Below are 13,664 nucleotides of genomic sequence, written 5' to 3'. Positions count from 1 at the left end.
ATCGAGCGGCTGTGTGATTGTCCGTCAGCACGGATGCCCGTACTGCGGTCGATGACGAAACACTCGTAACCGAGCGTCGTTTAGTCGAGCAAAGTCAGGTCACGCACGGCACCGGTATCGGCACTTGTCACCAGCATGGCATAGGCCTTGAGTGCTGCGGAGATCTTGCGAGGACGAGCCTCCACAGGCTTCCAGCCCTTGGCATCCTGCACTTCGCGGCGCTTTGCCAGCTCTTCGTCGCTAACCAGCATGTTGATGGTGCGATTGGGAATGTCGATGCGAATGATGTCGCCGTTCTGCACCAGACCAATCGCGCCGCCAGCGGCCGCTTCGGGCGAGCAGTGGCCGATGGACAGGCCCGAGGTGCCGCCCGAGAAGCGACCATCAGTCAGCAACGCGCAGGCCTTGCCCAGACCCTTGGATTTGATGTAGCTGGTGGGGTAGAGCATTTCCTGCATGCCGGGGCCGCCCTTGGGGCCTTCGTAGCGCACGATGACCACATCACCTGCCTTGACCTTGTCGGCCAGAATATTGGCCACGGCTTCGTCCTGCGACTCGACCACGTGGGCCGGGCCTTCAAACACCAAAATGGATTCGTCCACACCGGCGGACTTCACCACGCAACCGTCCAGCGCAATATTGCCGCGCAGCACAGCCAGGCCGCCTTCTTTGCTGAAGGCGTGCTCATAGCTGCGGATGCAGCCTTCGGCACGGTCCAGGTCCAGGCTGGGCCAGCGAGTGTTCTGGCTGAATGCCACCTGCGTGGGAATGCCAGCGGGGCCTGCCATGTAGAAGTGGCGCACGGCTTCGTCTTGGGTGACGGTGATGTCCCACTGGGCCAACGCGTCGGCCATGGTCTTGGCATGCACGGTGGGCACATCGGTGTGCAGCTTACCGGCGCGTGCCAGCTCACCCAGGATGGCCATGATGCCGCCTGCGCGGTGCACATCTTCGATGTGGTACTTGGGCGTATTGGGCGCGACCTTGCACAGCTGGGGCACGACGCGCGAGAGGCGGTCGATATCGGCCATGGTGAAGTCGATTTCGGCTTCCTTGGCAATGGCCAGCAGGTGCAGGATGGTGTTGGTGGAGCCGCCCATGGCGATGTCCAGCGTGATGCAGTTCTCAAACGCCTTGAAACCCACGGAGCGTGGCAACACGCTGTAGTCGTCCTGCTCGTAGTGCTGGCGAGCCAGCTCGACGATGCGGCGACCGGCGCGCAGGAACAGCTCTTCGCGATCAGCGTGCGTGGCCACCACAGTGCCATTACCCGGCAAGGACAGACCCAGCGCCTCGGTCAGGCAGTTCATGGAGTTGGCGGTGAACATGCCCGAGCAGGAACCACAAGTGGGGCAGGCAGAACGCTCGACTTGCGCCACTTCCTCGTCGGAATAGCGGTCATCCGCCGCAATCACCATGGCATCGACCAGGTCGAGCTTCTTGAACTCGATGACTTTGGTGTCGGGGTTGGCCAGCTTGGTCTTGCCCGCTTCCATGGGGCCGCCGGAGACAAAAATCACCGGAATGTTCAGGCGCATGGCGGCCATCAGCATGCCGGGGGTGATCTTGTCGCAATTCGAAATGCACACCAGCGCATCAGCGCAATGGGCGTTCACCATGTACTCGACCGAGTCAGCGATCAAATCACGGCTGGGCAGCGAATACAGCATGCCGTCGTGACCCATGGCGATACCATCGTCCACGGCGATGGTGTTGAATTCCTTGGCCACGCCGCCAGCCTTTTCAATCTCGCGGGCCACCAGCTGACCCAGGTCCTTCAGGTGCACGTGGCCGGGCACGAACTGGGTGAAGGAGTTGGCAATGGCGATGATGGGCTTTTCAAAGTCGCCGTCCTTCATGCCGGTGGCACGCCACAGGGCGCGCGCACCGGCCATGTTGCGGCCGCCAGTGGAGGTTTTGGAACGGTATGCGGGCATGGGGATTCGCTATAAGACGTTATCGAGGAATGAGCCTCAGATTATGGCCCAGCACCGCGGCAAGACCTAAGGCTGCCCATGACGGGCTATTGGGCAAAACACCCGCAAGACATCGTCAATCACGACACCTAAGCATTCACTCAGCGACGGCGCTGACCGGGTGCCATCGCCTGCTTCTGACGTTCAAGGCGATCTTTCTTGCGTTGATCCATTTTTTCCATGGCTTTGCGCTTGGTATAGCCAGAAGCATCTGCCCACGCCCACCAGGCAATGGCAGCCCCGTAAACGCCCAAGATGATCCACCAGCTCCAGCTCGCCACAGGGCCGATCTCAGCCACTTTCAGCAAAGACAAAATAATTGCCAAACCTAACAAATACATACGTCTTCCCCTCTCAAATTGTCAAAATAGCGTGCATACCAAAGAGTACACAATGCAAGCTCTACAATGCGCTAAAACTTGAACTTTAAATCCCCCCGGAAACTCATGATGAAGCAAACACTGATCGCTATCGCTCTGTCCGCAGCGGCTATCGCTCCTGCAATGGCTGACCAGGCTTTGGCCCAGTCCAAGAACTGCATGGCCTGCCACGCCGTCGACAAGAAGCTGGTTGGCCCCGCATTCAAGGATGTTGCAGCCAAGTATGCAGGTCAAAAGGATGCTGCTGACAAGCTGGCAGCCAAGATCATCAAGGGTGGCTCCGGCGTGTGGGGTCCTATCCCCATGCCTGCTAATGCTCAGGTCAACGATGCCGAAGCCAAAAAGCTGGCCGCATGGGTGCTGGCACAGAAGTAATCTGCTGCTACCCAAGGGCCTGACAAGCGCCCCATCAAAAAAACCGCATCGGCTTACCATGCGGTTTTTTGTTTTATTGAATGCATCCTGAGCGCGCCCTACTTCAAGCTGCCAGAAAGGAACTTGGCCAGCCGCTCACTTTGCGGGTTGCGCAGCACCTCACGCGGATCACCCTGCTCTTCCACCAGTCCTTGGTGCAAAAAGATCACGTGATTGGAGACTTCACGGGCAAAGGCAATTTCATGGGTCACGACCACCATGGTTCGCCCCTCCTCTGCCAGCAATCGCATGACGCGAAGCACTTCACCGACCAGCTCCGGGTCCAGCGCGCTGGTGGGCTCATCAAACAACATCACTTCAGGCTCTACTGCCAGCGCCCGCGCAATGGCAACGCGCTGTTGCTGGCCACCGCTCATATGGTTGGGCCAGGTATCTTCGCGCCCCTCCAGCCCCACCAGCTTGAGATATTTGCGCGCCCGCTCAACGGCCTCATCCTTGCCAAGGCCCAGAACATGCACAGGCGCCTCAATGATGTTCTGCAGCACTGTCTTGTGCGCCCACAGGTTGAAATGCTGAAACACCATGGCAAGCTTGGTGCGCATTTGCTGCAGTTGTCTGGGGTCCACCGGCTCCAGCTCTCCACTGCGCCCTGCTTTGAGCTTCAGCTCTTCGCCCGCCACCAGAATTCGCCCTTGTTGAGGCTTTTCCAGCAAGTTGATGCAACGCAGCAACGTGGATTTACCAGACCCCGAGCTACCGATCAGGCTGACCACATCACCCGCTTTGGCGGTCAGCGTGACGCCTTTGAGCACATGGTTGCTGCCATAGCTCTTGTGAATGCCTTCTGCTTGCAGTTTGTATGCGGTGGATGTCATAGATTTGAAACCGGTACTCAGTTATTGCGCGCGCGGTGCCAGATAGGCCAGAAAACGCTTTTCCAGCAGACGAAAGGTACCAATCAGCGCAAACGTCACGCAGAGATAAATCACTGCAGCGGCAAGGTAGGCCTCAAACGGCAGATAAAAATCAGAGTAGATGCGGCTGGCAACGGCCGTCACATCGGTGAGGGTTGGTACCACGCTGGCGAGACTGGTGGAGTGAAGCATCTGCACCACCTCGTTGCTATAGGGAGGCAACGTGCGCCGCATGGCACTGGGCAGCACGATGCGGTGCATGATCTGAAAGCGGCTCATGCCCATGGCCCGCGCCGCCTCTACTTCGCCAGGAGATGTCTCGCGAATGGCGCCAGCCAGCATCTCGGCGGTATAGCCTGCATTGTTGAGCGCAAACGCCAGCAAGGCACAAAAGAACGGTTGCTTGAAATAGGTCCAGGGCCAGACCTCATCCCAGCGCGCCTGAATCCACTCCAGCTGCCCCAGCCCGTAATAAATCAGATAGACCTGAATGAGCAGCGGCGTTCCGCGAACAAAATAGGTAAAGGAGCCTGCCAGCTTAACCAACAGCCAGCTGCGACTGGTGAGTGCCAGAGCCGTGAGTATGGCCAGCACAAAACCAATCAGGAGGCAGGACAGCAGCAGCCACAGGGTTGTGATCAGCCCCTGCCCGTACATGGCCAGATGCTCTGACTGAAAGATGATCTCCCAGCTCATAACTGCACCTTTTCAGTGCCCAGGCTGTAGCGTGCGTTCAGGCGCTTGAGCACCCATAAGGACATGCTGGTGAACACCAGATACAGAGCCGCTGCAAACAGTAAAAAAACAAAGGGTTGGCGCGTCGCTGCACTGGCCTGCTTGGCAAGATAGGTCATATCGTGCAAGCCGATCAGGCTGACCAAAGCCGTTGCCTTGATGAGCACCAACCAGTTGTTGGTATAGCCCGGCAAGGCATAACGCACCATTTGCGGTAGCGTAATGCGCAAAAATGTCTGCAGCGGGCCCATGCCAAACGCCCACGCCGCTTCCATCTGCCCACGCGGAATGGCGAGAATGGCGGCGCGAAATGTCTCGGTCATATACGCGCCATAAATAAAGCCCAATGTGGCAACGCCGGCGACAAAGGGGTTCAGGTCCAGCACAAAGTCGGAGCCCATGGCCTCGAACAGGCTGTTGAGCCCAATCGCAGCCCCATAAAAAACCAGCAGCATAAGCACCAGCTCGGGAATGCCGCGAATCACCGTCGTATAAAGCGTCGCCACCCAGACCAGAGGCCGCTTATTCGAGAGCTTGGCTGTCGCTCCCAGCAAACCCAGCACCGTAGAAACGCACAAGGAGGCGATAGATACCGCCACCGTCAACAAGGCTCCGTGCAGGATGGATAAATAGTAGTCACTCATGCGCGCAAAAGCTTGATGAAACAGAGCCCGCAGTCGTTAAAACGCACTGCGGGCAGCCAGGCTTCAGGGCTTAGTTGCCGTACGGATCAAAGTCAAAGTACTTCTTGGCAATCTGGTTGTAGGTGCCGTTGCTGCGAATCGTCTTGATGGCCTTGTTAATCTGATCTTTCAGGTCTTTTTGCCCCTTGCGCATGCCAATGCCAATGCCATCGCCGTAGTACTTGGTCTCGTACTGATCAGGACCCACATAGCCGTAGTCCTTGCCTTCAGGCTTGCGCAAAAAGCCACCATGCACTTCGACCTTATCGGCCACCGTGCCATCCAGACGTCCCGCCTTGATATCCAGATAGACCTGATCTTGCGCCTCATACGGCACGACCGTCACGCCTGCAGGCTTGAGTTCACCCATGGCCCATTTCTCTTGTGTACTACCCTTCAACACGCCAATGCGTTTGCCCTTGAGCGATGCTGGGTTGGCATATGCCGTACCCTTTTTCACGACAATCGCGCTTGGGGTCTTGTAATAGCGATCCGAAAAGTCAATCACGCGCTTGCGCTCTTCAGTGATCGACAAGGAGCTGACGACCACATCGTATTTTCGCGCCTGCAGACCGGGAATCATGCTGTCCCAGACCTGCTCCACAAACACGCAATTGCGCTTCATTTCCGCACAGATGGCATTGGCAATGTCTACATCAAACCCCGTGGGCTTACCGTCGGCCGTCTTATAGGTAAAGGGTTCGTAGGTGGGGTCGATGGCCACCTTCAAATCCGCGGCTTGGGCAGTCAACGCCAGTGCGCTGCCAACAGCAATCAGGGCCATGTTCAACATTTTTGGTGTCATACCGCTCCTAGAGTTAATGCAAACCTGCTGAAACGCAGGATGCGTGCCACTTTGTGACGATGATTCTAGAAACCACCCCCCACAGAACAAGGCCGATTACCCTTGGTCTGCCAGTCATGTGGCACATCAGACAATATGACCCACGGCTGCAACAGGCAATAAAAAAGGCCCCGAAGGGCCTTTTTTATTGCACTGAGCAAATCAATCACGCGAAGCACGCTTGCGGTCATGCTCCTTCAGGTGACGCTTGCGCACGCGCAGGCTCACAGGAGTGATTTCCAGCAGTTCGTCGTCTTCGATGAATTCCACACCGTATTCCAGCGACAACTCGATAGGAGGTGTGATCTTGATCGCGTCTTCCTTACCGCTGACGCGGAAGTTGGTCAGCTGCTTGGTACGCGTAGCGTTCACAACCAAGTCGTTGTCACGGCTGTGGATACCCACAATCATGCCTTCGTACACAGGGTCGTTAGGCTTGACGAACATACGGCCACGGTCATCCAGCTTACCCAGGGCGTAGGTGAAGATTTCACCATCGTCCATGGAGATCAGCACGCCGTTCTTGCGGCCACCGATGTCACCCTTATGGGGTTCGTAGCTGTCAAAGATGTTGGCGATCAGACCGGAACCACGTGTCAGGTTCAGGAATTCATTGGTGAAACCGATCAGGCCACGGGCAGGAATACGGTATTCCAGACGGACGCGACCGCGGCCATCGGGTTCCATGTTGACCAGCTCACCCTTGCGCTCGCCCAGGGCTTGCATCACGCCGCCTTGATGGGCTTCTTCGATGTCGGCAGTCACCAGTTCGATAGGCTCGTGCTTCACACCGTCGATCATCTGCATCACCACGCGGGGCTTGGACACAGCCAGCTCGTAGCCTTCGCGGCGCATTTCTTCCAGCAGAATGGTCAGGTGCAGTTCACCACGGCCAGCCACTTCAAAGATACCGTCTTCGTCGGTTTCCTTGACGCGCAGAGCCACGTTGGAGCGCAGTTCCTTTTGCAGACGGTCCCAGATTTGACGGCTGGTCACGAACTTGCCTTCACGACCTGCCAGAGGCGAAGTGTTCACGCAGAAGTTCATGGTCAGTGTAGGCTCATCAATCTTCAGCATCGGCAGAGGCTGGGGATTGGCCACGTCAGTGACGGTTTCACCGATACCAATATTTTCGATACCGCTGACCAGCACGATTTCCGAAGGACCGGCTTCGGTGGCTTGCACGCGATCGATACCCTGGAAGGTGTGAACCTGGTTGATCTTGCCTGTGTAAGGCTTGCCGTCAGGGCCAGCCATCACGGCGACTTGCTGACCGGGCTTCAACGTACCTTGCGTGATACGGCCCACGGCAATACGACCCACGAACGTGGAGTAGTCCAGTGCGGAGACTTGCATCTGCAAAGGAGCAGTCGCGTCGCCTTCAACGGCTGGCACATGTTCCAGAATGGTATTGAACAGGGCCGACATGTCAGGACCCCATTGCGCACCGGCCTCGCCCTCTTCCTTGGAAGACCAGCCGTTGATACCCGAGGCATACACCACAGGGAAATCCAGCTGCTCGTCAGTAGCGCCCAGCTTGTCGAACAGGTCGAAAGCAGCGTTGATGACCTTGTCGGGGTTGGCACCAGGCTTGTCCACCTTGTTCACAACCACGATAGGACGCAGGCCCAGAGCCAGTGCCTTCTTGGTCACGAAACGCGTTTGAGGCATGGGGCCTTCTTGCGCATCGATCAGCAGCACCACGCCGTCAACCATGGACAGCGCACGTTCCACTTCACCACCGAAGTCCGCGTGACCAGGTGTGTCGAGAATGTTGATGTGAGTGTCATTCCAAGACACAGCACAGTTCTTGGCCAGAATGGTAATGCCACGTTCACGTTCGATGGCATGGTTGTCCATCACGGTGTCCACGACTTTTTCGTGTTCTGCGAAAGTACCCGACTGGCGCAGCAGCTGGTCAACCATGGTGGTCTTGCCATGGTCAACGTGCGCGATGATCGCAATGTTGCGGATTTGTTTGCTCATAAAGTTTCCAAACTGCCGCTTACTTGTGGACGCGGCTTTCCTTCCAAAATTTGTTGAATTTCTAGCGGACTGAGCAGACGCTCGGGAATCAACTCCCCGCTCATCACACGGCCAACCCCCAAAAGGGCATGCGGGCGCTCACCATACACCGCGACAGCCGGGGCATCAGCCCATGACCCTCGACGGCGCAAGCCTGATAAATAGCGTCCTGCATCCTCTTCACCCAAGGTGATGACGGCATGACGATGCAGTAAGGCATCCACAGGCTCAACCTGCGCAACGCGCTCTTCATCATTCATGGCCTCAAGCGCCTCCAGCGTCACGCAGCGCGAGACATCAAGACCACCCGTTTCCACCCGGCGCAGAAAACGCAAATGGGCGCCACAGCCAAAGGCCTCGCCCACGTCTTCACCCAATGTACGGATATAAGTGCCCTTGCTGCAGGTCACTCTCATCTTGATAGCTGGATACCCTTGCTCGTCCTGCGTTAGAGACAAATTCAATGCATGAATTGTGACATCGCGTGCTGGACGTTCCACTTCAATGCCCGCACGGGCATATTCATAGAGAGCCTTACCGTCTTTTTTCAAAGCACTGTGCATGGGCGGCACTTGCTTGATCTCGCCTGTGAATTGAGCCTGCACCTCGGCCAGTCTCTCTGGCGTGATAGAGGCCAGATCCACTGCACGCTCCAGCACCACATCACCTTCGGCGTCCGCCGTGGTTGTGGTCTGTCCCAGACGGGCGATGGCTTCATAGGTCTTTTCAGCTTCCAGTTGAAGCTGACTGAATTTGGTTGCAGCACCAAAGCACAGCGGCAAGACGCCACTGGCCAGCGGATCAAGCGTGCCTGTATGCCCGGCCTTTTCGGCGCGCAGCAGCCACTTGACCTTCTGCAAGATATCGTTGCTGGACCATCCCAGCGGTTTGTCGAGCAGCAACACCCCATGCACGGGGCGCCGCTGCACCCGTGTGCGAGGGGCGTTCATTGCTTACTCTTCTTCAGGACCGCGCGAAGCCACCGCCTTGGCGATCAAGGCGTTCATGTCGGATGCGCGCTCGGTTGTGCGGTCATAGACGAAATGCAGCGTAGGCACGGTATGAATGTGCAAACGCTTGAACAGGCCGTTACGCAGAAAACCTGCGGCCTGATTGAGTGCAGTCAACGTCACTTCCGGATCGCCTACCAGCACGCTGAAGAACACCTTCGCATGGGCATAGTCTGGAGTCACCTCCACGCCTTGCAGCGTGACCATACCAATGCGCGGATCCTTCAACTCGCGGGCGATCAGCTCCGACAGATCACGCTGGATCTGGTCAGAGACTTTGAAGCTGCGGTTTGGCGCAGCAGTTTTCTTACGAGTTGCCATTGAAAATTACAGCGCTCACAGAGTGCGGGCGATTTCCTTGATCTCGAAGACTTCCAGCATGTCGCCTTCTTTGATGTCGTTGTAGTTGCGCAGCTTGATACCGCACTCGAAGCCTTCCTTGACTTCCTTAACGTCATCCTTCATGCGACGCAGGGACTCGATTTCACCCGTGTAGATAACCACGTTGTCGCGCAGCAGACGGAAGTGTGCGTTGCGAGTGACGTTACCCTGAGTGATGTACGAACCAGCAATCGTACCGATCTTCGTTGCCACGAACACGGTACGGATTTCAGCCATACCAATGATCTCCTCACGCTTCTCGGGAGCCAGCATGCCGGACATCGCAGCCTTCACTTCATCTACGGCGTCGTAAATGATGTTGTAGTAGCGAAGATCCACGCCATTGCCTTCGGCTGTCTTACGAGCCTGGGCGTCTGCACGCACGTTGAAGCCGATGATGATGGCCTTGGAAGCCAGCGCCAGGTTGACGTCGGATTCGGAGATACCACCCACGCCGGAGTACACCAGCTGGACCTTGATTTCGTCGGTCGAAAGCTTAAGCAGCGATGCTGCCAGAGCTTCCTGCGAGCCTTGCATGTCGGCCTTGATGATGATGGGCAGAGTCTGCACATCGCCAGCGGACATTTCGGCGAACATGTTTTCCAGCTTGGCGGCTTGTTGCTTGGCCAGCTTGGTATGACGGAACTTGCCTGCGCGGTAAGTAGCGATTTCACGGGCACGACGTTCGTCGCTCAACACCATGAAGTCGTCACCAGCCATAGGCACTTCGTTCAGACCCTGTATTTCCACAGGAATGGAAGGACCAGCCGTCTTGGTTTGCTTGCCGTCTTCGTCCAGCATGGCACGAACGCGGCCGTAGGTCTGGCCAGCCAGAACCACATCACCCACCTTCAGCGTACCGGACTGCACCAGCACCGTAGCCACGGTACCGCGACCCTTGTCCAGCTGAGCTTCGATCACGATACCCTTGGCAGCTGCATCCACAGGCGCCTTGAGTTCCAGCACTTCGGCCTGCAGCAGCACTTGTTCCAGCAGCTCGTCGATGCCTTGACCAGTCTTGGAAGACACTGCCACGAAGGGCGAATCACCGCCGTACTCTTCAGGCAACACCTCTTCCACCACCAGCTCTTGCTTGACGCGATCTGGGTTGGCATCGGGCTTGTCAGCCTTGGTGATAGCCACAACGATAGGAACACCAGCAGCCTTGGCGTGCTTGATAGCTTCCTTGGTCTGAGGCATCACGCCGTCGTCGGCAGCAGCCACCAGAATCACGATATCGGTCGACTTGGCACCGCGAGCACGCATGGCCGTGAAGGCCTCGTGACCGGGGGTATCCAGGAAGGTAACGATGCCGCGAGGCGTCTTCACATGGTAGGCACCAATGTGCTGAGTAATACCACCGGCTTCACCCGACGCAACCTTGGTGCGACGGATGTAGTCCAGCAGCGAAGTCTTACCGTGGTCAACGTGACCCATCACGGTCACCACAGGTGCACGCGACAGCAGCTCGGCTTCAGCACTGGAGACTTCTTCGTCCGTAAAGGCTTCGAGGTCGTCGAGTGCCGCCACCTTGGCGGTGTGGCCCATTTCTTCCACCACGATCATGGCGGTGTCTTGGTCCAGCGGCTGGTTGATGGTGACCATCTGGCCCATCTTCATCAGAACCTTGATCAGCTCAGATGCCTTGATGGCCATCTTGTGTGCCAGTTCGGCCACGGTGATGGTCTCGGGTACCGAGATCTCAAGCTGACGGAACTCAGGAGCCTGTTGCTGCTGGTGCTGTTCGTTACGATCACTACCGCGACGACCACCACGAGGACCACCGCGCCAGTTGGAACGGCCCACGCCACCCGAGCTGTCGCCACGGGTTTTGATTTCCTTCTTCTTGCCTGCGTCGTTAGACCAGCTTGAAGACAGCTTCGCAGACTTGACTTCCTTGCCTGGACGGGCAGCGGCGTTAGCGCCAGCACCGGCAGTACCTGCGGGCTTGGCACCATCTTTGGCAGCAGGCTTCTTGGCATCCGTAGCGGCAGGAGCAACCTTCTTAGGCTCTTCCGGCTTCTTGGCGACCAGCACCTTCTTGGGCGCAGCCATCATGGCGCGAATAGCTTCAGCTTCTGCCAGAGCCTTGCGACGGCGTTCGTCCAGATCCTTGGCACGAGAGGCTTCCTCGTCAGCCTTGGCCTTTGATTCAGCTTCTGCCTTGACTCGGGCTTCGACTTGCGCAGCTGCACGAGCAGCAGCACCGGCCACATGCCCACGCTTTTCTTCTTCCTTTGCCGCCTTGGCTTCAGCTACCTTGGCAGCTTCGGCTGCTGCATAAGCAACAGCGCGTTCCTCGGCTTCACGCTCACGGCGCTCGCGCTCTTCGCGCTCTAGACGTTCCTTGGCCAATTCTTCTTCCTGGTGACTCAACTGCTCAACCTCGCGGCGAGCGTCTTCTTCACGGCGCACCAACTCTTGAGTAGCAGCACGCACCTGCACGGCCTTGGCCATGCTTTCCGCATTGGCCTGAACCTCTGCGGGTGTATCTTCACGCTTCACAAAAGTGCGCTTTTTGCGCACTTCTACTTGAATCGTACGAGCGCGGCCCGAGGAGTCCGCCTGCTTGATTTCGCTGGTGGATTTCTTCGTTAGCGTAATTTTCTTGGCTCCGCTGCCATGGCTAACCTGGAGGTGACTCAGCAAACGCTGCTTGTCACCCTCGGTCAACACATCAGCCGCGTTCACCTTATCAACCCCGGCTGCCTTGAGCTGCTGCAGCAAGGAATCAGGGGTCGTGTTGCGCTCTTCCGCAAATTCTGCAACCGTATTACTCGACATAAATGCTCTGAACCTCCCTGACCTTACTCTTGCCCATCGGTAAACCAGTGCTCACGCGCCTTCATGATCAAAGCCTTGGCTTCTTCAGCGGTCTGACCGGTAATTTCGGTCAGCTCGTCGATTGCCAGATCGGCCAGTTCATCACGGGTGTGCACATCAGCTTGCGCCAGCTTGTCCAGCAGCTCGGACGTAATACCGTCCAGGGACAGCAGATCCTCAGATGCCTTGCTCACATTTTCTTCGCGAGCGATTTCTTGACTAAGAAGTGCATCTTTAGCGCGGCTACGCAGCTCGTTTACCGTCTCTTCGTCGAAGGATTCAATTTCGAGCATTTCCTGCAGAGGCACATAGGCCACTTCTTCCAGAGTCTCGAAACCTTCTTCGATCAGGATGTTGGCGATTTCCTCGTCGACATCCAGCTTTTCCATGAACAGCTTGCGCGAGCCAGCTGACTCGTCAGCCTGCTTTTGAGCAGACTCGACAGCGTCCATGATGTTGATTTTCCAGCCAGTCAGCTCGGAGGCCAGACGTACGTTCTGACCGCCACGACCAATGGCGATGGCGAGATTTTCTTCATCCACCACCACGTCCATGGCATGCTTTTCCTCATCCACCACGATGGAAGAGACATTGGCAGGAGCCAGAGCGCCGATCACGAACTGGGCGGGGTCTTCAGACCAAAGCACGATATCCACGCGCTCGCCAGCCAGTTCATTGGTCACGGCATTCACACGCGTACCACGAACACCTACGCAAGTGCCGATAGGATCCACGCGCTTGTCATGACTCAACACGGCAATTTTCGCACGGCTGCCAGGATCACGAGCGCAGCTCTTGATTTCCAGCAAACCTTGCTCGATTTCGGGGACTTCATTGCGGAACAGTTCCACCATGAACTCAGGGGCCGAACGCGACAGAATGATGGGAGCGCCGCGCAGAGTGGCATCCACTTCCATGATCATGGCTCGCACACGGTCACCGTTGCGCAGATTTTCCTTAGGGATCATCTCACCGCGCTTAAGGCGGCCTTCCACGCGACCGGATTCGACAATGATGTCGCCCTTGTCCATGCGCTTGACAGTACCTGTGAAAATCTTGTCGCCACGAGCCAAGAACTCGTTGAGCAGCATTTCACGCTCGGCGTCACGGATTTTCTGCAGAATGACCTGCTTGGCAGCCATGGCGCCAATACGGCCAATCGGCACAGACTCAATCTGCTCTTCGATGAACTCACCGACTTCAATACCGGGGACGCGGTCTTCCGCATCCATCAGCATTTCTTCGGCTTCAGGGTTTTGCAGACCGGCATCGTCAGCCACCACCACCCAGCGGCGGAAGGTGTCGTAGTCGCCGCTTTCGCGATCGATGGACACGCGGATGTCTACTTCACCTGGGTACAGCTTCTTGGTGGCTTGTGCCAGTGCGGATTCCACTGCACCAAAAACCAGATCGCGCTCAACGTTCTTCTCGCGCGAAATGGCTTCAACCAACATCAACAGTTCGCGATTCATGCGACGACTCTCCTATTTCAATCACACAAAGAGGAAATTGCTTGCA

Annotated in this window: 12 protein-coding genes; 1 reads left to right on the top strand and 11 read right to left on the bottom strand. The window is 57.0% G+C overall.

Annotated features, from left to right (window positions below):
* Nucleotides 1-80: 80 nt before the first annotated feature.
* Both ilvD and CLU84_RS06980 read right to left on the bottom strand, forming a co-directional pair.
* Nucleotides 81-1,937, bottom strand: coding sequence for a dihydroxy-acid dehydratase (gene ilvD, locus CLU84_RS06985; RefSeq protein ID WP_099736573.1), 1,857 nt, complete (start codon nt 1,935-1,937; stop codon nt 81-83).
* Between the two features lie 140 nt (nt 1,938-2,077).
* A complete protein-coding gene (locus CLU84_RS06980) occupies nt 2,078-2,317 on the bottom strand; it encodes a TIGR04438 family Trp-rich protein (RefSeq protein ID WP_099736572.1) in 240 nt (79 codons plus the stop codon).
* Nucleotides 2,318-2,425: 108 nt separating this feature from the next.
* Here CLU84_RS06980 and CLU84_RS06975 point away from each other — a divergent pair, with 108 nt between their 5' ends.
* Nucleotides 2,426-2,731, top strand: a complete 306-nt coding sequence (locus CLU84_RS06975) for a c-type cytochrome (protein WP_099737904.1) — start codon at nt 2,426-2,428, stop codon at nt 2,729-2,731.
* Nucleotides 2,732-2,829: 98 nt separating this feature from the next.
* Here CLU84_RS06975 and CLU84_RS06970 read toward each other — a convergent pair whose 3' ends face one another.
* The 9 genes from CLU84_RS06970 to nusA all read right to left on the bottom strand — a co-directional run bounded on the left by CLU84_RS06970 (nt 2,830) and on the right by nusA (nt 13,618).
* Nucleotides 2,830-3,606 (bottom strand): ABC transporter ATP-binding protein, encoded by a 777-nt coding sequence (locus CLU84_RS06970; RefSeq protein ID WP_099736571.1) that lies wholly within the window; start codon nt 3,604-3,606, stop codon nt 2,830-2,832.
* Between the two features lie 21 nt (nt 3,607-3,627).
* Complete coding sequence (locus tag CLU84_RS06965) at nt 3,628-4,341, bottom strand: ABC transporter permease (RefSeq protein ID WP_099736570.1); 714 nt, start codon at nt 4,339-4,341, stop codon at nt 3,628-3,630.
* Nucleotides 4,338-5,024: an ABC transporter permease gene (locus CLU84_RS06960; protein ID WP_099736569.1), complete on the bottom strand. Its 687-nt coding sequence runs from the start codon at nt 5,022-5,024 to the stop codon at nt 4,338-4,340. The genes CLU84_RS06965 and CLU84_RS06960 overlap by 4 nt, the downstream gene beginning before the upstream one ends.
* A gap of 70 nt (nt 5,025-5,094) precedes the next feature.
* Nucleotides 5,095-5,868 carry an ABC transporter substrate-binding protein gene (locus tag CLU84_RS06955; RefSeq protein WP_099736568.1) on the bottom strand — a complete coding sequence of 258 codons (774 nt, stop codon included), beginning with the start codon at nt 5,866-5,868 and terminating at the stop codon, nt 5,095-5,097.
* Nucleotides 5,869-6,069: 201 nt separating this feature from the next.
* The gene (typA, locus tag CLU84_RS06950; protein ID WP_099736567.1) at nt 6,070-7,893 is read right to left on the bottom strand and encodes a translational GTPase TypA; all 1,824 of its coding nucleotides are present in this window, start codon (nt 7,891-7,893) and stop codon (nt 6,070-6,072) included.
* Nucleotides 7,890-8,882, bottom strand: coding sequence for a tRNA pseudouridine(55) synthase TruB (truB, locus tag CLU84_RS06945; RefSeq protein WP_099736566.1), 993 nt, complete (start codon nt 8,880-8,882; stop codon nt 7,890-7,892). Before truB ends, typA begins: the two co-directional genes overlap by 4 nt.
* Nucleotides 8,883-8,885: 3 nt before the next feature.
* A complete protein-coding gene (rbfA, locus tag CLU84_RS06940; RefSeq protein ID WP_099736565.1) occupies nt 8,886-9,263 on the bottom strand; it encodes a 30S ribosome-binding factor RbfA in 378 nt (125 codons plus the stop codon).
* A 15-nt stretch (nt 9,264-9,278) separates the two neighbouring features.
* The gene (gene infB, locus CLU84_RS06935) at nt 9,279-12,107 is read right to left on the bottom strand and encodes a translation initiation factor IF-2 (RefSeq protein WP_099736564.1); all 2,829 of its coding nucleotides are present in this window, start codon (nt 12,105-12,107) and stop codon (nt 9,279-9,281) included.
* Nucleotides 12,108-12,130: 23 nt separating this feature from the next.
* A complete protein-coding gene (nusA, locus tag CLU84_RS06930; protein ID WP_099736563.1) occupies nt 12,131-13,618 on the bottom strand; it encodes a transcription termination factor NusA in 1,488 nt (495 codons plus the stop codon).
* Nucleotides 13,619-13,664: the final 46 nt, after the last annotated feature.

Source organism: Comamonas sp. 26 (genome assembly GCF_002754475.1).
In the GTDB taxonomy this organism is placed as follows: domain Bacteria; phylum Pseudomonadota; class Gammaproteobacteria; order Burkholderiales; family Burkholderiaceae_C; genus Comamonas.
The sequence above is the reverse complement of the archived record's forward strand: the minus strand, read 5'-3'. Positions and strand labels throughout refer to the sequence as shown.

Excerpts from the sequence above, each read along its gene's own strand:
- nusA (WP_099736563.1), bottom strand. The coding sequence starts at position 13,618 with ATGAATCGCGAACTGTTGATGTTGGTTGAAGCCATTTCGCGCGAGAAG.
- CLU84_RS06955 (WP_099736568.1), bottom strand. The coding sequence starts at position 5,868 with ATGACACCAAAAATGTTGAACATGGCCCTGATTGCTGTTGGCAGCGCA.
- CLU84_RS06980 (WP_099736572.1), bottom strand. The coding sequence starts at position 2,317 with ATGTATTTGTTAGGTTTGGCAATTATTTTGTCTTTGCTGAAAGTGGCT.
- rbfA (WP_099736565.1), bottom strand. The coding sequence starts at position 9,263 with ATGGCAACTCGTAAGAAAACTGCTGCGCCAAACCGCAGCTTCAAAGTC.
- CLU84_RS06965 (WP_099736570.1), bottom strand. The coding sequence starts at position 4,341 with ATGAGCTGGGAGATCATCTTTCAGTCAGAGCATCTGGCCATGTACGGG.
- CLU84_RS06975 (WP_099737904.1), top strand. The coding sequence starts at position 2,426 with ATGAAGCAAACACTGATCGCTATCGCTCTGTCCGCAGCGGCTATCGCT.
- CLU84_RS06970 (WP_099736571.1), bottom strand. The coding sequence starts at position 3,606 with ATGACATCCACCGCATACAAACTGCAAGCAGAAGGCATTCACAAGAGC.
- truB (WP_099736566.1), bottom strand. The coding sequence starts at position 8,882 with ATGAACGCCCCTCGCACACGGGTGCAGCGGCGCCCCGTGCATGGGGTG.
- infB (WP_099736564.1), bottom strand. The coding sequence starts at position 12,107 with ATGTCGAGTAATACGGTTGCAGAATTTGCGGAAGAGCGCAACACGACC.
- CLU84_RS06960 (WP_099736569.1), bottom strand. The coding sequence starts at position 5,024 with ATGAGTGACTACTATTTATCCATCCTGCACGGAGCCTTGTTGACGGTG.
- typA (WP_099736567.1), bottom strand. The coding sequence starts at position 7,893 with ATGAGCAAACAAATCCGCAACATTGCGATCATCGCGCACGTTGACCAT.
- ilvD (WP_099736573.1), bottom strand. The coding sequence starts at position 1,937 with ATGCCCGCATACCGTTCCAAAACCTCCACTGGCGGCCGCAACATGGCC.